21 protein-coding genes and 1 pseudogene are annotated in these 16,945 nt (G+C 42.9%); 21 read left to right on the top strand and 1 reads right to left on the bottom strand.

Translation table 11 applies throughout. From position 1 onward, the window contains the following. Positions 1 to 295, bottom strand: a 295-nt coding sequence (locus LEP1GSC194_RS21685; protein WP_036041249.1) for a transposase family protein, incomplete at its 3' end; no start/stop codon positions are given. Positions 296 to 1,084: 789 nt separating this feature from the next. Between LEP1GSC194_RS21685 and LEP1GSC194_RS16540 the strand changes: the two genes are divergently transcribed. The 21 genes and pseudogenes from LEP1GSC194_RS16540 to LEP1GSC194_RS16445 all read left to right on the top strand — a co-directional run. After that, positions 1,085 to 1,387, top strand: coding sequence for a helix-turn-helix domain-containing protein (locus LEP1GSC194_RS16540; protein WP_036043477.1), 303 nt, complete (start codon positions 1,085 to 1,087; stop codon positions 1,385 to 1,387). 201 nt (positions 1,388 to 1,588) lie between these two features. Continuing rightward, the gene (locus LEP1GSC194_RS16535) at positions 1,589 to 1,822 is read left to right on the top strand and encodes a hypothetical protein (protein ID WP_020774644.1); all 234 of its coding nucleotides are present in this window, start codon (positions 1,589 to 1,591) and stop codon (positions 1,820 to 1,822) included. Continuing rightward, the gene (locus tag LEP1GSC194_RS16530; protein ID WP_020774647.1) at positions 1,819 to 2,148 is read left to right on the top strand and encodes a hypothetical protein; all 330 of its coding nucleotides are present in this window, start codon (positions 1,819 to 1,821) and stop codon (positions 2,146 to 2,148) included. The genes LEP1GSC194_RS16535 and LEP1GSC194_RS16530 overlap by 4 nt, the downstream gene beginning before the upstream one ends. A gap of 38 nt (positions 2,149 to 2,186) precedes the next feature. Next, positions 2,187 to 2,756 carry a hypothetical protein gene (locus LEP1GSC194_RS16525; protein WP_017809920.1) on the top strand — a complete coding sequence of 190 codons (570 nt, stop codon included), beginning with the start codon at positions 2,187 to 2,189 and terminating at the stop codon, positions 2,754 to 2,756. A gap of 320 nt (positions 2,757 to 3,076) precedes the next feature. After that, positions 3,077 to 3,697, top strand: coding sequence for an LIC10173 family protein (locus LEP1GSC194_RS16520; protein WP_017809917.1), 621 nt, complete (start codon positions 3,077 to 3,079; stop codon positions 3,695 to 3,697). Then, positions 3,694 to 3,951 carry a hypothetical protein gene (locus tag LEP1GSC194_RS16515; RefSeq protein WP_017809916.1) on the top strand — a complete coding sequence of 86 codons (258 nt, stop codon included), beginning with the start codon at positions 3,694 to 3,696 and terminating at the stop codon, positions 3,949 to 3,951. Before LEP1GSC194_RS16520 ends, LEP1GSC194_RS16515 begins: the two co-directional genes overlap by 4 nt. Positions 3,952 to 4,208: 257 nt before the next feature. Further along, entirely contained in the window at positions 4,209 to 5,696 is a 1,488-nt protein-coding gene (locus tag LEP1GSC194_RS16510; RefSeq protein WP_020774642.1) for a DUF2586 family protein, read from the top strand. 9 nt (positions 5,697 to 5,705) lie between these two features. Continuing rightward, positions 5,706 to 6,140, top strand: a complete 435-nt coding sequence (locus LEP1GSC194_RS16505; protein ID WP_020774648.1) for a hypothetical protein — start codon at positions 5,706 to 5,708, stop codon at positions 6,138 to 6,140. Between the two features lie 44 nt (positions 6,141 to 6,184). Beyond that, positions 6,185 to 6,595: an LIC_10177 family protein gene (locus LEP1GSC194_RS16500; protein ID WP_020774650.1), complete on the top strand. Its 411-nt coding sequence runs from the start codon at positions 6,185 to 6,187 to the stop codon at positions 6,593 to 6,595. 50 nt (positions 6,596 to 6,645) lie between these two features. After that, a complete protein-coding gene (locus LEP1GSC194_RS22405) occupies positions 6,646 to 6,804 on the top strand; it encodes a hypothetical protein (protein WP_155826359.1) in 159 nt (52 codons plus the stop codon). A 19-nt stretch (positions 6,805 to 6,823) separates the two neighbouring features. After that, positions 6,824 to 8,905: a phage tail tape measure protein gene (locus tag LEP1GSC194_RS16495; RefSeq protein WP_020774656.1), complete on the top strand. Its 2,082-nt coding sequence runs from the start codon at positions 6,824 to 6,826 to the stop codon at positions 8,903 to 8,905. After that, positions 8,902 to 9,447, top strand: a complete 546-nt coding sequence (locus LEP1GSC194_RS16490; RefSeq protein WP_020774655.1) for a DUF6046 domain-containing protein — start codon at positions 8,902 to 8,904, stop codon at positions 9,445 to 9,447. The genes LEP1GSC194_RS16495 and LEP1GSC194_RS16490 overlap by 4 nt, the downstream gene beginning before the upstream one ends. Further along, a complete protein-coding gene (locus tag LEP1GSC194_RS16485) occupies positions 9,444 to 9,815 on the top strand; it encodes a LysM peptidoglycan-binding domain-containing protein (RefSeq protein WP_017810180.1) in 372 nt (123 codons plus the stop codon). The genes LEP1GSC194_RS16490 and LEP1GSC194_RS16485 overlap by 4 nt, the downstream gene beginning before the upstream one ends. Beyond that, entirely contained in the window at positions 9,815 to 10,858 is a 1,044-nt protein-coding gene (locus LEP1GSC194_RS16480) for a hypothetical protein (protein WP_017810179.1), read from the top strand. The genes LEP1GSC194_RS16485 and LEP1GSC194_RS16480 overlap by 1 nt, the downstream gene beginning before the upstream one ends. A 10-nt stretch (positions 10,859 to 10,868) precedes the next feature. Next, a complete protein-coding gene (locus tag LEP1GSC194_RS16475; RefSeq protein ID WP_020774645.1) occupies positions 10,869 to 11,441 on the top strand; it encodes a hypothetical protein in 573 nt (190 codons plus the stop codon). Then, complete coding sequence (locus tag LEP1GSC194_RS16470; protein WP_020774641.1) at positions 11,441 to 11,803, top strand: LIC10183 family protein; 363 nt, start codon at positions 11,441 to 11,443, stop codon at positions 11,801 to 11,803. The genes LEP1GSC194_RS16475 and LEP1GSC194_RS16470 overlap by 1 nt, the downstream gene beginning before the upstream one ends. A 155-nt stretch (positions 11,804 to 11,958) precedes the next feature. Then, positions 11,959 to 13,089, top strand: a complete 1,131-nt coding sequence (locus tag LEP1GSC194_RS16465; protein WP_020774643.1) for a baseplate J/gp47 family protein — start codon at positions 11,959 to 11,961, stop codon at positions 13,087 to 13,089. After that, positions 13,082 to 13,747 (top strand): hypothetical protein, encoded by a 666-nt coding sequence (locus tag LEP1GSC194_RS16460; protein WP_020774653.1) that lies wholly within the window; start codon positions 13,082 to 13,084, stop codon positions 13,745 to 13,747. The genes LEP1GSC194_RS16465 and LEP1GSC194_RS16460 overlap by 8 nt, the downstream gene beginning before the upstream one ends. Before the next feature lie 65 nt (positions 13,748 to 13,812). Beyond that, on the top strand, positions 13,813 to 14,535 hold the full coding sequence (locus tag LEP1GSC194_RS16455) for a hypothetical protein (protein ID WP_020774646.1): 723 nt from the start codon (positions 13,813 to 13,815) through the stop codon (positions 14,533 to 14,535). Then, entirely contained in the window at positions 14,528 to 16,042 is a 1,515-nt protein-coding gene (locus LEP1GSC194_RS16450; RefSeq protein ID WP_020774639.1) for a hypothetical protein, read from the top strand. The genes LEP1GSC194_RS16455 and LEP1GSC194_RS16450 overlap by 8 nt, the downstream gene beginning before the upstream one ends. A 138-nt stretch (positions 16,043 to 16,180) precedes the next feature. After that, positions 16,181 to 16,945 (top strand): annotated as a pseudogene (locus LEP1GSC194_RS16445) (hypothetical protein); the annotation flags it as partial.

Below are 16,945 nucleotides of genomic sequence, written 5' to 3'. Positions count from 1 at the left end.
GTAACTTTACGTTTCTTACGCCGTGAGCTTCACATTGAGCGCGTGGGATTCGAGCATGAATCAATGTCTGGAATTGCATCGTATCCAAATGGCGCCAGGTTCTTTTTTCTGTATGATCTTTCCGAGGACATTTTTTACCACAATCCGGACACTCTACAGCTTCCCGCTCATCGTATGAGACTTCGATATCTACTTTCTTTGCTGCGATATTTAATTCTACGGTTTCAACCGACCAAGGTGATGAGATTCCTAAAAGGAGAGAGTAATGTTTTTCTAAGTTTTCGTTTGCGTTCATTAGGAATATTATTCATTGGTTATGTTATGATTTTGCAATGACGAAATTTGCTCGAAACTCATCTGCAACCTCTTCTCACCGTCATTTATGAAGTAGTTTCTTCCCACGAAATTCTCCGAAGGGCCATATATGTTTAGTATATTTTTTACCCCTGACAAAATCTATCTTAAATCCGAAAATGTGATTCTTTTTTGTCCGTATTCGTTTTGATTTCAAATTTATTTCGAATCGAAGATCTTACGCTTTAAATGACAATAATTTCGATATGTCTCATTCGCAAAACTTCGTTTAGTGGAAAGTTCAATACGACGAAACTCTTGAAAACCAACCTACATTGAAAACTCCAACTTAAAAGCGATTTCATTTTGAAATGAAGATGGAGACAAAATGTGATTTCTTACTCGATCCCTGTATATTAGGGCTGTTGAAAAATTCCATGATTCAGATTAACAAAACCGCTTCAAACGTCCATTTCAATGAAGCAGAAACGGATAGGGAATTAATTTTTCAAACTCTATTAGAATACCGTGAATTCGACGGCTGAAAGTTTGGGCGAACCCCTCGCCTTTTTTACGAAAAAGGCGAGGGGCCGCGCTTTCAGCTATAGTCAATAAATTGCATGAAGGAAATTTAATATAATATATCGTCTTTAATTTCAATTTATTGACTCCGCATCAATCGCTTTCGCATTGGTTATACCCGAATCTCATTATATTACTGATCCCTAATAAGTTTCTAGAATCGGAATGGGCTTGACAAAAAGTATGTCTATAGTTCAAACCTGACGCTATGTCTGTAATCAACGGTAATACAAGAAAAGGGTCCTTGCTCAAAAATATCCCGACTTCCGATTCGGAAAAGGAAAATCAACTCCGAGAAGTTCCGGAATTTTCTTCGGCAAAGGATAAAACTCAAATTTTAAAAACAAAAGAAGCCGCTCAGTATTTAAACCTTTCCGTTAGGACTTTCAATCAATACGTGATCGATCATGAGATTCCTTTTATACAATGGAGTCCTCGTGTTCGAAGGTTTATGATCGGAGATTTGGATAAGGTCGCTCTTTCCCGTAGAACAAAAAAACAAATCTATTGATTTTCTCTTCCTCCTTCCAAAAGGCGACTAACGTCTTGTAACCCGCCCGTTGGAAAATTAGAGGCAGAACGGACGGATATGATTCCGTTCCGTTCTTTGTTTCGAAAAACATCCGTGTTATTCTTTGTTCACAATCGGAAGCGATTGAGTAGTCACTGAACCCGCCGCTAAAGCGCGCGGGTTGTTTTTTTGTGAGGAAGAATGGAGAGTTCAAAAATAAGTCAGATAAAACTCGGAATCAAGGACTTTCTCGTCATCTTAGGTTTTGTCATTTCCGGAACGATTCAATACAATACGATGTATAAGGACCACGAGATTCGGATCGTTAAAATAGAAACCGAAATGACCTCTATCGCTAAGGACCTTGCTGAAATCAAGGCGGACGTTAAAGATCTGATCAAACTCACGTCCGCCAAAGGAAGGAGAATAGAATGAAATTCTTATTTAGAGACGATAGAACGAAAAAATTTTCCGATACGACTTTTCGCACTTGGATCGTTTTCTTTTTGGTTATCTTTTATTTCATCGCCTTGTGTGTTCTTTCGATTTTCTTTCCGGACTCGCTAAGGCCGCTTCACATGGATATCATTCAGTGGTTGATGGTGTTTTATGGAACCGTCGGGAGTTTTTATTTAGGTAAGAGAATCAACGAAGGTCTGAACTCTAAAAAAAGAATCTTAGGCGACTTTTTGGATCCATTTCAGCAACCAAAGGATTCAAGTAAAACTTCACCATCGGGTCTTGAGAGTCGGCAGCTATAGTTTTATTATCGCCATTTGTTAAACGAAGGAGGAACGAAATGATCGCACATATCTCTCATCCTATCGCTCCGTGGAATCCGCAAAGAAAGGACCGGATTACACCCCGCCTTTGTCTGAAGGATTATCAGCAGTGTATGGGAAACGTATTTCAGGATTTTATAATTTATATCGGATTGATTTATAGAATTCCCGATTTCATTCATCTTACTACTTACAATTACTATGCCCTTTTCGAGGATTGGGTTATTAAGAATGAAAAGAACGTCTATGATTCTTTAGACCACGCAGAACATTTTAATATTCTAATGAACTCGAACGAAATTCCCCTTAAAATCGTTAAGAAAAAAGGGGATAAGGACGAACTTTGCGATTATTTTGAGAACGGGAATTTTCCCTGCGGTTTAGGAACGTATCTGACTAAAAAAGGACATATCATCCGGGGTATCGGAATCGTGGTCAACGACGACGGTCGAAAATTTTTAAAAGCCTCCGATCCGTACGGAGTAGGGCCGCAGTATATCGATCCTTACGGACATATGATTCAATATGATCTGGACGTTTTATTCGATTTGGGAGTTCCAAGTATATTATACTTGCATAAAACGTAATATGGATGGAGGGGTTTTAAGGAATTATTAATTAGGGTTGTTGAAAAATTAATTTTCCATCTGTTTCATTGAAATGGACGATTGAAGCAGTTTTGTTAAACTAAACTATGGAATTTTTCATCAACTCATTTATTTTCGATCGAGTGTGTTCGGAAATTAGAGGCAAAACGATGCGGTTCGAACCTTGTAAAAACGAAAAAATTTCGTATTCTATCTAACGGATTCGGAGCCGTAACCCGTTCTCAAAGGAACGTATGAATGTTTCGTTTCGGGATCGAAAGATATAACGGATAAATTTGGAGAATTAAAAAATTTTAATCATGAGAATCAGCCATATCGATTACTTAAAATCCCTGATCGTTTCGATCAAAACTCTACCGGAGCCTCCCGCTGCGGAGCCGATTCCCCTGTTTCCGGAGAGTAAAATCCTTTTATCGAATCCGAGTACAAATGATTATCCGACTTTATTTCCTTTTTGTGTGATTTTTCAGTCTCCTCTCGTTTCGATTGCGGACGGAAAGAGGTTTCAAAGATTGGATTCCGAGATCGTCAACGGAGTCAAAAACATTCGTTTTTTAAAAAGACATTATATTCAAGAATTTAAATACGTTATCGATTTTTGGATGCGAAACTCTTCCGAAGACGTTCCCTCTACGGGGCATTCAAACTCGAATGCGTGGAACCTCGGTGTCATCGATCAGATTCTTATCTATCTTTCCAACCATCGGAATTTTAAGACTTCTCAAGGTGTTACCGTCGAGATAAAACCCGGCGTTTCTTACATAATCTCGGATGTTTCGGAAAACCTAGGATACTATAAATTGAAGACGGAAATCGTTTTCAGCGACGGACTTTTTGAAACGGAATCGGTTCCTACTCTGGCTCAGGGAACCTTTCAAATTGAAGAGCCAACGGATATGGAAACATCGGAGGAACAATGAAAGCAGTTGAGTTTATTAAAAAGTACGAAATTACCCCGGTTTTAGCGGCCGGTTTTTTGGATCACTTACGGAGAGATCCGGAAGAGGACGTTAAGGACGAGATTCTTAAAAACGCCTATCAAGAGTTTTCCGGAAAGGATCTCGACAAAAACAAAAGCGTAATACAGGAACTTAAATCCGAAAACGCGGAGGAGAAAAATTCCGTTAAAGGAAAAACGAACGAGCCGAATCAGAAGTCCGAAACTCAGAAGTAATAAAATAACGGGATTCGGATATAACAAATGCGAAAGCGATTGATGCGGAGTCAATAAATTGAAATTAAAGACGATATATTGTATTACGTTTCTTTCATGCAATTTATTGACTATAGCTGAAAGCGCGGTCGCGAGCCGTTTTCGCTACGGAATTCGCGAGCGATTCGCCCAAACTTTCTTAAGCCGAATTCGCATTAATATAAAGAGCGGCTCGTCCGCCATTCTACTCAGTTGCCCTTAATATTAGGAGCGTATCAATGTCAACAGGCGACGTGACTACCTACCATCAAGACGGTGGGATCAACTTCAACGACGTGAAACCGGATCGTGTGGGTTCCAAGGTCGGAACTGCGGAAACCGGAGATGTAAACAGGGTTTATGTAATCAATAACACGCCTCAGGCCAAAGACGTTTTTGGAAGAGGAGAACTCGTGGATGCTCTGGAACAATTCTTCGACGAGTTCGACGAGACAAAGGGACAAAAGCCGGTGCCAGTGCTTTGTGTTCGTCCGCAAAACGACGTGGCGGGATCGGTCGGAGTTCCGACCAAAGTAGGGACCGGAGAAGCGACTTTACCGACAACTTCGGGAACTGCGACTGGAAGCAGAGTGGTAGTACTTAAAATCACAAAGGCCGGCGCTTGCGGGACTGCGGAATATCGTAAGTCCGTGGACGGAGGAGCGAACTTTTCCACTCCTTTGATTACCCCTGCGAGCGCTTCGCCGATTTCCTTAGACGTCGGGGTAAGCGCCACGTTTACGAACGCGTCCACTCCCGCTAATACATTCAAAGTCGGTGATACGTATACTTTTACGATCACAGGCCCAACGGCGTCTAACGCGTCAAAGCTGACGGCGATTGAAGCTTTAAAGAGAGAATACGGGTCGTATTGGATTCACGTATTGGGTCCTGCTTCCAGAGCTTTTGCGATGTCGTGTAACGTGATTTTGGAGGAAATGGAAACCGAACATCACCTTCCTTCATTCATGATTTTGGAAGCGAGAGGTAAGGATCAGTCTGAAACTCTTCCCGAATACTTTCAATATATCCAAGACGAGTTCGAACCTTTTACTTCGCCGAAGGGAAGGGTGATCATCGCGGTCGGAGAGGCTCGTTATATCAAAGGCGGAGTCAACGCTTCCGGCGGTTACTCTGCGGTGAAGTCGGCAGGCGATTCCATCGGAGCGTGGAGAAATTTTGCGACGATGGCTACCGCTAAAATTGCGGCCGCTCCCGTTAACGTTTCGATCGGTTACGTGAAGGATATGCGTTCTCTGACATTCTCCGAAATCCGTTATTGGGACGAGGGATATAGAAACTACATGGATCTTCTTCACGATATGGGTTTGATGGTTCTGAAAGAATACGACGACTACGAAGGAATCTTCATCGCTCGGGATAAGATCAAAGCGGCAAGTACGTCCGATTTCAAAGAACTTCCGGAACGCAGACGCGCGGACAAGATGCATCGTATTCTTTACCGCGAGTCTCTTCAGTTTTTGAATATGGATACGGAAGTAGATTCGGGATCGGGTGGTTTGGATTACTTAAAGGCTTACATCGATTCCAAAATTTCCGCCGAGATGGAAGCGCCCGGTAGAAAGGAAATTTCGGGTCATGAGATCGTCTTGGATCCGAATAAGACATTCAATACGGATCGGATTTTGAAAGCGAAGTGCAAGATGTACGTAAGCAACAGAACCAAAGCGATCGAATGGGAAACCTCTTTCGCCACACCTAAATAGGAGTCAACAATGGCATTGGAAGTAGTAAAGGAAAATTATAGTTTCACCAACCTCGAGCTGAAACTTTTCGGATACGATATGGTGAACTTCTCCTCGTTCACATTCGATCACGCAGTCGAGATCGAACTAACTTACGGAAAGTCGGGAGAGATCGTAGGATACACTACGAAGAATTACAAACGTAGCATCAGCGCTGAAATTTATTTCGAAGAACTGGATCGTTTGACTCTTCTTGCGGCTCCTTACGGCGGTTTGATCGAAAAACTTCCGCCCGCTCCTCTCACTGCGGTTCTGAAAGCAGAAGGAAGACCGGACTTCAAATACATCGCGCCTGCGGTCAAGATTACGAAGTATAACGCGGATATCAAAAGCGGAAACTCGGGCGCGATTGCGGTGCCTTTGGAAATAGCTTTGTTGTCGATTCCGGTGATCACGTTCGCGTAACGAAGTTAAGAACCGTTCACTAACGAAGGAAATAAGGAAATAAAATGAATCCATTAATCAGTTCAATTCCCGCTCTTAAGGAAGCGTTTGAAAAACTTCCCCAACCTTATCAGAACATCGACGACGATTTTATCGCTCGCAGCAAAGACGCGATCGATGTGATCAAATCTCATTTTTCAGATAAGGGAGGGCTTCACGTTTTGGATGCCGGAGAAGGAAGAAAGATCATCTGCCGAGTACCGAATAAAACTCAAGTGGATGAAACTCTTGAAAAGGCGAGAAAAGAAAAGCAAACCGATGTCGCACAACGTCTCACGGGTCAGTGTTGTCTGTATCCGAGTTTCGATGTCGTGAACGGATGGGCCCAAGATTCTCCCGGTATCTTTATTCCGATCAGTAACAAACTGATCGAGTTGACCGCGACCACCCAAGAGGTGACCGCAAAAAAGTTATAGGAGAGAAGCTTAGGCTTCTTAAAGCCGGGAACGGTGCATTGGATGTTCTTTTGATGTACTATTTCCCGGGAAGAAAGTTGGAATATCCGGAAGACGGAGACGAACGCGAAAGTTTTGAAACTCAGTTGGCGGCCGAATTGGAATTCGTTCGGCAAATCGAGATCAACACTCTAACGCGTGCGATCGTCAAGGCGTTTAACGGAGATTGAAAATTACGGGAGGCGAGGTATGGCCGATACGAATACAAGTGAACTTAAGATTGTTTTTACTATAGCGGATCTCGCCTCCAGTAAAATCGACGAGATTAACAAAAAATGGGACTCAATGCGTAAGATTCTTGGGGATGCCGGAGCGGATGTCAATAAGTTGAATTCCGGGCTTGAAAAGATAACCTCGGGAAGCAAGATGATGAAAGTCGGCATTGATATTGCGAAAATTATAAAATACTTATACGATGGAAGGATGGAGAGTTCCAAGTTGGAGAACAACTTTAAAACTCTAGGTATGACCGCGCAGGACGTAGCCGTCATTTCGAATACGGCGTTTAAACTTTCCGACGACACTGGAATTCCCGTCGAGAAAATTCTTTCCGGTGCGTTTAAAATCAAATCATCCTTTAAGGAACTGAATGCCGAGAACCTGAACACATTGGTTAAGGCCGTTGCGAATAACACTTTAGCTACCGGCGGAAGTTTCGAAGATTTAACGAACCAACTGATCGACGCGGGGATATCGGTTAAGAACTTCAAAGGGGATATCAATCAATTAAATTTCGGGAATATAAAGGATTCTGAATTAGCCTTAAAGGCGTTGGACAATTTTCCCGCACAATTCAAACGAGCATCCGAGGCATGGAAGAACTTCAAAATTCACTTAGGAAAAGGAATCGAAGACTCGGGTCTCATAAAATTCGGAATTTTAGAATCCGTTCTTACAAACGTATTCAAAGCAATTGCGGATGGGATCGAAGTCATAAACGTTTTCTTAATCAATAATCCCAAGCTCGTGGAATTTGCCGCTACGTTTGCCATGTTGGGAGCGGCGGTTTTATCCGGCGCCGGGACATTTTCAGTGCTTAAAGGCGCATTTATTTTTCTCAAAGCGGCAGCCGTACCATTCTTTACTTTCTTAAAGGCTGCGATTGTTGGCAATCCGATCGGATTGATCGTAGTCGGGCTCGTGGCCGCAGTCGCTTTAGTCATCACTTATTGGGATGAAATCAAAGCAGCCACCATGGAGGTGGTAAATTATATATTAGAAAAATGGAATTCGTTTGTAGATTTCTTGACATCCGCCTGGGACACTGTCAAAGGGGCTTGGATGGAAATGCCGGATTGGGCCAAGGGGCTTGTCGCCGTCATTGCAGCAGTCATTTTAGGACCGATCGGTTTATTCTTAGGTCTATTTGCCGGAATCGGTCTTACGATTTATAACTATTGGGACGATATCGTTCAAGTTGCCAACTCGATCGCGGTTGAAATAGCAAATCTCTGGGGAGCGCTCGTAGCCGGTGTTGCGGGTTTTGGAAACTATCTATTATCTGTTTTGAATGTGATTTGGAATAATATTGCGGCGATCGGACCTTGGCTTTTGCAAAAATTCATCGATCTCTGGAATATGATTCCTCAATCCGCGATAACCGCCGGGCTAAATCTTATGAAAGCCCTGGGAAGAGGAATCGTTGCCGGACTTAGTTTTTTGGTTCAGCCCATTAAATCGGCATTAGGTTTTATCGGAAGTTATTTGCCGGGCGGATCCAAACAAGCACAAGGTCCGTTTGCAAAAATACTTGGGCTCAAGCCGGTTCCGAATCCGGGTCAAAATCAAATTCCGGTTCCGGGAACACAACCGATACGCGTGCCTTCCGGTTCGACCAAAGCCGCGTCAATGCCCGGAATGCAAATCAAAGTGCAGCCTGCTAAAACTCAAGGTTTGTCCGCTGATAAGTCCGGAATCAATACGAATGGTTTGGTTGCGACTCTCACAAGTAAAAGGAATACTACTTCTTTAGGAAATTCGAATATGCAAGGAATACGATCCGATATACCGAAAGGGAATCATGTTTTGAAACGATTCAACGAATCGATCGATTCGAATTCGACGAGAGTCGTTCGTAGAACTTCGGAAGTTACGGAAATGTCCGAAGCGACGTCTATGAGAAGACAAGGTGGTACGAACGTTTCCATCGGATCGGTTATCGGTCAGTTGGTCGTAGGAGATAGAATGGCGAATAAAAAGAAAATCGGAGAAATCATCACCGATGCAATCTTTCAAGAGTTGGATCGATTTGAGGAGATGGAATTGGCATGATCGGAGGAATTACACCACCAGCATTTCCAGCGGGATATATTCCGCCGGAAATCATAACGGGAGATACGGATCGTTTAGTGATAGGATTGGATTTTGCGAACGAGTACGAATTCCCGTCCGCGACTAAGATCAAAGCGAGTCAGGAAAAAAAAATCGAGGTAACCGCGATTCCCGGCGGAAGGGGAAGTATAAAGGAACTTTCCGGCTACGGAGATTGGTCGATAAGCGTCGAGTTTACGTTGCTTGCGGCAACGTACGGAGCGGGGATTTTGGCGGCTCCTTCCAATCCTCTCGTAAAGAGTATGATACAAAAGATAAAAGAGCTTAAAAAAATCTGGGAAACGAACGAGACCTTGTATTTGAATCATTCAATGTTAAACGCATTAGGAATTAAGAATGTAGTTTGTAAAAGTTTCGATCTTCCGTCCGAACCGATCCAGTACAGTCAAACAATCACTCTGACTTTTTTGTCCGATGAAGAATACGATTTGGATCTCGCTTCTTTGGAATCTAAGAACAGCGCCGTGGAGTCGTCTTTATGAGTCAATTTTACGTTCTTAAAAACAACGATACTTTGCAGAGACTTTCCGCCCGTTATTACGGCAAATGGGAAATTTGGAGATTGATATCCGATATAAATCCTCAGATAGAAGATTGGAAAAATCCGAAATCCGGAATTTTAATCGAGATTCCGGAGCCTCTAACGGAAGACCGTCAGCATACGATTATGGAAGGAGAAACATACGAGTCGATCAGTTTTCTTTATTACGGGACGGAACATTTTTCCGGTAAAATCCGAGAGAACAATTCGAACATACAGCCGTATGAAAATATAGGATCGATTCTTTTTATAGAAGCTCTCGTTTCAAAGGCCGAACTGCAAAACGCAAAAAGGAGGATGACGGTTTAATGCTGACTCTAAATCAAGAATTAGAAATATCGAATATGAAATTTCCGGCCGTAACGGAAGTTACTTTGGAGTCTTCCAGAGAGATTCCTACGGATATACTAACGGTTAAACTTCCCAAGTATAAGAATCTAAAAAAGGATTCGATCGTTAAGTTCTCAAAAGTGACTTGGAAAGCGGGATACACACGATACGGTCTTCTTCCGGAATTCAGCGGTTATGTGTTGGAAATCAGTCCCAAAGTTCCGCTAGAATTAAAATGTGCGGATCCTTTCTTTTTCTGTCAGCGTAAGATTATGACTCGGGATTATCATCAAAAACCGTTGATGACTTTTTTAAACGATTGTATTCACCCCCAGATCAAGTCGGACATATCGATCGTTATCAGGGATTCGGACATCAAACGAACGGTGGACATTCGCTGTGCGAAAAAGTCGGCACGTTATGCGTTATCCGAGTTGAAAAAAACTCACGGAGTCGACGTTTTTTTTCATGATTGGAAGTTGGTCGTTCAAAAGGCATTCAAACATCCGAATCTAACTTTTGCTTCGAAAGGAAATCAATCGAAGTCCCAAAAACAAAATACGTCCGAACCCAAAGAAAAATTTCCGATCTTTCGGTTTACTCAAAATATCATCGAGGACGATCTCACTCCGTTAGAGAGCAAACCGTTTCAGATCGTTGTTCGCGGAGAAAATCCGAAAACCGGACAAAACTACAGAGGAGTTTATGGAGAAGGAGAAGCGCGTTATTACGAAATCGACGGATTGGATTCCGGAGGCGCCGAAAAAAGAGCCAAAGAAATTTTCGACGATAAATGCGGCTCGGGTTTTAAGGGAAAATTCATTTCCTTCGGTTATCCTTCGATCACACATTCGCAGATCATAGACATTCAAGATCCGGAAGATTCTTCCAGAAGTGCGAAGGTGTTCGTTGATCGAGTGATTAAAAAGTTTAATACGAACGGTTATCGTCAGGAAATTTATCCGGGTTTGTATCACGAACCTCCGAGAACCGGATCGTCAAAATCGAATCGGAAAAAATAAAAGAGGCAAAATGGCGGATAGAACCATCATACAAGCAATCGTTCAAGCGTGGAAAATCGGTTTCCCTATCTTTTTTCCGAAGTTGGGAATCGTCGATTCGGTGGACTCCGAAAAAAAACTTCTGACAGTAAAGGTCGCCGAAGATTTTATTCATAACGTGACTTGGACAGAACCCGTGGTTCCAAGAACCGGTTCCAAATGTCTGTTGATCGCAAGAGATAACATCGAAAAGAGATACACCGCGTTCGGTTTCGAGAAAATCGATTCCCTTAAAACGAAAATAGCGGACAAGGTTGAAGTGGAAATCAATGAGAATAAGACTTTTATAAATTATAAAAATATAATCAAGGTAACTCTCGACGACGAAGGATTCCTTTTGGATCTGGGCGGTAAACCGTTTAAGATTCGGGGAAATATGGAACAGGACGGCGATTTTAAAACCACGGGAAAGATAGAGGCAAAAAAGGAAGTCACCGCTTTTGCGGAATCTTCCAATTCCGTAGGTTTATCGACCCACTTGACCGACTACGTGGACACTCCGGTCGGGCCTTCCGTTTCGAGTAAACCGAAGGCAGGAACCTGATGATCGATTTTGCAAATGATCCCATTCGATTCGGAGATTTGGCGTTGGACTCTTCCGACGACGATTTGTTAAGCGACACAAACGCGGTTAGAATCGTTTTATCGGAAGTTAGAGAGATGTTCGAAATGAACGTGGCGGACGACATCGATTATCCAGAAATTTACAGCAGACAAAGGATCGTTTTGAATTCCACGGAATACAACGATCAGGCGGCAAGAATTCGGGACGCAGAAAGAATCCTAAAGTTACATCCGGCTATCGATTCCGGTTCGATCGACGTTACGCTTGATATGGAAAGTAGGATCGTAGTCGATTTCCGGCTGAAAACGGGGGAATCCGTCAAAGGGATTTTGATGAAATAAGTTATGAAAAGAATATTAAAAAATTATGATTTTATTTTTAATAATAAAAGATCGAACGGACTCGACCGGAGAAACGATGAATCGACGTTTAAAACATTCATGTTGTCTTGTGGAAGAGTAAAATTTGGAGTTCGACTTAAGGATGGAGGTAAACAGTGAATTTGAATATAACTAAAGAGCAGGTTCTTACGGACCATCTTCAAAGTGTAAAAGCTTCCGGCGTATTTAAGAATCATACGTTCAGCCCGACATCGAAAACGTTTTCGATTTTGCGCGCCGTTTCGAATGCGGTATTTTTATTCATCGATAACGATCTTGTATCCGTTCAAAAAGCGATTCATCCTCACACCGCGGAAGACGATGCACTTCACGAACATTTGATACGCAGAGGGATGCAATGGAAACCCGCGCTTCCAGCGATCGTTAAAGTGAGAATCGGTTCCGCCGTTCAATCCGCGTTTGATCGTGAGATTCCGCAATCTTTGATCGTGACCACGGCGGGGAGAGAGGATCAAAAGGTTCGATTTTTTCTTCAGGAATCCTTAATTCTTCCCGCAGGTATGGCCGCCGACGCTCAAGGAAAATTTACGGTGGAAGCTTTCGTTCAATGTACCGTCGACGGTCCGATCGGAAACGTAGTACCGGGTTCGATCAATTCGATAGAAAATCCTCCGGACGGAATCGATTATGTTTCCAACATAGAAATCAATCCGGTACAACAAGGTCAATACAGAGAAACGAGAACTTCCGTCAGAGCGCGTCTACAAAACGCGGAGGGAGTTTCTTCCAAGTGGACTCCCGCTTGGTATATCGGAGAAGCGGAAACGTTTTCCTTTGTCAAAAGGGCGATTTTCAAAAGTGCAAAAAATTTAAAAACGGACGGAGAAGTAAAAATTCTTCTTCAAGGAACGGTTGGTCCGCTTACGAATTCCCAACTGACTCAAGTGGGAAATTATTTTAATTCGGAAGAAAACGATCCAGGCGGAGTTGCTCACGTATTGATTGAGAATATTTCCGAAACTGCGGTGAATAAAACCGTGACTGTAAAATTTTCCTCTTCGGATACGATTCCAAGTCAGGCCGTTCTGGATCAGATAAAAGACGAATATTTTCTTTCGCTTAGCGAAGGTCAGGATTTTGTGGACGCTCAATTAAAGGTTTTGTATCAAACGCTTCCGAATTGTATCGATGTGGAATTCAATCCATTAGGAAATGTTGATGTACCCGCGGGCTCTTTGGCGAACATAGGTCCCGGTTTTCAAGTGCTCGGTGCGGTTTATGTCTGACAAATTTATTTTCGATTTCGATTCCTATGTCTGGAAGAATCAGAGAAACTTAATACGAAAACTGGGGGCTTCTAGTTTTTGGTACAAGGTTTTGAAATCGATTCTTTCGATTCTTGTCGAAAGGGCCGGAAGATTGAGCTGGCTATATCGACAGATTTGGTTGGAAACAAGCGACGGCTTCGGATTAATTTTATGGGGAGCGCGGTACAAAATCGAAAAACTTCCCGGAGAAACTGACGATTCTTATCGAAGCAGACTTCTGCTCGCCAAACTTTTCAAAAAGTCGATCGCTTCGGTATCTTCTAAAAAACAAGTCATCCAGTTTTCTACGGGATTGAATTCGGAGGAGATTCGTTATTCTAAAGTTTACGAAGCGGAAGAAACGAAGGATTGTTTTGTGATGGGCGGCGCTTTGGATAAAAGGATGATGTCGCGGAAATACGTTCTATTCAGATATCGATTTTTATTTCCAAAACTTGCCGACTCATTCAATCGAGCCGCCCTTATTCAATCCATCGAGAATGTGAATATCGGCGGAAACGTAGGCGAATTATGGGAGGATCAAGGCGAGTTCGAACCGTTCGTAATGGGCGGAACGCTCGTAGGTCGATTTCATTCGCGCAGAGCCGAAAAGATCAAAGAATATTCAATTTATTAAATATACAAACCGTGTAATGTTTGCAGTTCGCGGAACTACTTAATCGCTCCCGTCAAGGAGCAATCATGGAAAAGATTTACGTTTATTCTTCCGAGTCTTTGGAGGAATATTCCCGTTCCAACTTATCGTCCATAGAATTGGAAGTGGAACTTTTCAATCGGGATAAATCGGAAGAGAAGAAGAAAAAAATCCATCAAGGAAATTCATTTCCACCGGAAGGTTTTAAGTTCGAAAGCGGGGAGTTGAAGGAATTTTCCCTTTCCGAAAAGGCGGATCGAGGTTTGATTTCGATTCCGGAAGATATGAAAATCGAAGAGGAAAAACTGGTCCCTAAGACCGAACTCGAACTTTTACAATGCGGTGTTTTAACGATATCCTCTTACAAAGAGAAAAAGATTCAAAAAATACATTTTCAGTTCGACGAAGCGATGAATCAGATTCTTTCCCTATATCCTAAGGCGGAACCTTTTTCTTGGCCGATCCTTGCCACACAAGCCAAACGATGGGTCTCCGCAAACGTTCAGGAAAGGGCGAATCTTAAATCCGATCTCATCTCGCTCGTGAGCGAATCCAAAAGTCAAGAAGACGATGATATTACAGAACTTGCAAGTTCCATTCTAAAGAAGTCTAACGCGTATGAATCGTTCAGCGGCGCGTGTAAGAAGCTAAAAAGGGAACTGATCTTTCAAGTCGAGAATAATACTAAGACCAACGTAAACGTTCTTTATGACGAATTGGAAACCATCATCATAAGTTTTCCGTCTTTTGAAGGAGATACCAATGGATAAATTATCGGGAATCGAATTTCCGAACGTAGGTAAAAGGGTTTTTCCGGAAGACTGGAAAAAAGAACAAGAATCGAAAAGTCAAGAGATCATCAATCGGGATCTGGATCTTTTAGGTTTTGGCGTTCAGAGCGGCGGAACCATAGCGGTCGGTTCCGGGGCGAATCATGTGGACTTGATTGATACGTTGATCGCTTACGACGTTGAAGGGAAAAGAATTGAAGTCGCGCCGATTACCGGTATTGCAGTTCCGAATAACGTTAGCTGCACCCTCGTAGCTCGTCATAAATTTTTGGAAACTCAGTATGATAGTCCTTCCAATCTTCCGAGCGACGGTCCGAATCTTTGGAGGGATAATTCCTTTGAAATTTTGGCGAGGCAGGGCGCGCTTGTAATCGGCGATATTCCCTTACGATCTATTTCGTCTAACGTATCAGGAGTTGTAACCCTCGGAACGGACCTTAGGATTTGGAGAGGGATTTCCACGAACAACATCAAGGACGGACAAGTTACGGAGGAAAAACAAGCGACTTCCGTAAAAACGGGATTGGTTACCGATTTGCATGCCGATCTGATCGCGGGCATTAACCCGGACGGAAATCATCCTCTCAAACTTGTGCAAGGAATCAATCAGGCCTATATTTATTCTAAAAATTTTTCCGATATCACGTTCAAACAAGAACGCAAGTTTTTGGGGGAGATGTTTTGGATGGATGAACTAAAGACACCGTCGACTGATTTTCCCGCGTTCTGTTTGGCTTGTGCGGATCAATTGATCAATGCGACCGGCACGGGTGGGATGCCTGATTTGGTTTCGTATTGGTTGAATAAACCGTTTCGTTACGATCCTTTGGGAACGAACACAACGGATTTTGATGCGGCGAGTTATACAATTGCAAGTAACATTCTCACGATCACTTTTGCAAACACGACCGCTTGCCAAAAGATGATCGACGCATTAGCGGAAGATAATCTAGTTCACGGTTCCTTTACAAACTGGATGACAGGAACTCTTCTACAAACAATCGGGGGTGTACCTGCAAATGCCACCCTTGCGATTTCCGCTCTTTCGACTTCGAGCAGAACGATTAGTTTCACTTGTTCAGCGGCAAACTCCAGCGGATCTCTTTCGGGTGTGAAAATTCGTTTTTACAAACATCGATTGCCGGATATTACTCCGGGAACTACGATCACAAATCAGGTTCGTCACTTTGCGGTTCAAGGCCGTGGATTTGTTTCCGTGATGGATTCGGATGGTGAATGGATCGGTGGTTTGCGGAGAAGGGACCGCTTTCAGGGGCATATTCATCTCTCGCCGCAAGGCGTTTCGTTTGTAATAATCGGCAGCGGGAGCAGTTGGCAGAATTGGGGATCGTCGAATAATGGTGTGAGCTCACAAACAGGCATAGCCGCCTCCGACGGAACCAACGGAACACCTCGCACCGGCAAAACGACCGACGCTCGGGGTCTATCAGCATTTCCTTATGTGTTTGTAAGGAGGGTTTTGTGAAAACAAAGTTTGCAATTAGCGAACATTCCTATTTTCAATCTTGTATCGATATCGAAACGATGAAGAAAAGTCATTCTCAAATTGCGCGGATTAATAAAGAGGAATCGTTTTTGATTCCACCCATTGAAGGAGATACCAATGGATAAATTATCAGGAATAGAATTTCCAAATATAGGGAAACGGGTTTTTCCGGAAGACTGGAAAAAAGAACAAGAATCAAAAAGCCAAGAAATCATCAACCGAGACTTGGACGCTTTTGGATCGGGAATCGACTCCGGAGGAAATATCGCCGTAGGTTCACTCGTTAACCGAGTCGATCTTACCGACGCTCTGATCGCCTACGATGAAAACGGTAAAAGAATCGAAGTGCCGCCGACGATCGGAATTTTAGTTCCGAACAATACAACTTGCACTTTAGTGGTTCGACATAAGTTTCAAGAAACGGAATATACAAACCCTCTAAATATGCCAAATGACGGCCCGATTACTTGGAGAGATAATTCTTATGAAATCATCGCTCGACAAGGAGCGTTGATTGCGGGTGACGTTGCCGTGAGAGCCGTTTCCACGAATATTTCCGGCGCCGTAACATTGGGCAATGACTTAAGAGTTCTGAGAGGAATCAAAGGACGTCGTATTAAGGACAATGAAATTACGGAGGAAAAACAAGCGACTTCCGTAAAGACCGGGCTTGTTACGGATTTACACGCGGACATTGTAACCGGAATCAATCCCGATGTAAACAATCCACTTAAATTCGTCAAGGCGATCAATCAGGTTTATCTAATTTTCAAAAACTTTGTAGATAATACGTTCAAACAAGAACGCAAGTTTTTGGGGGAGATGTTTTGGATGGATGAACTAAAGACGCCGTCGACTGATTTTCCCGCGTTCTGTTTGGCT

The sequence above is a fragment of the Leptospira alstonii serovar Sichuan str. 79601 genome (genome assembly GCF_000347175.1).
Taxonomy (GTDB): Bacteria; Spirochaetota; Leptospiria; order Leptospirales; family Leptospiraceae; genus Leptospira; species Leptospira alstonii.
Note: the sequence above shows the minus strand (reverse complement) of the source record. Positions and strands in the feature narration are given on the sequence as shown.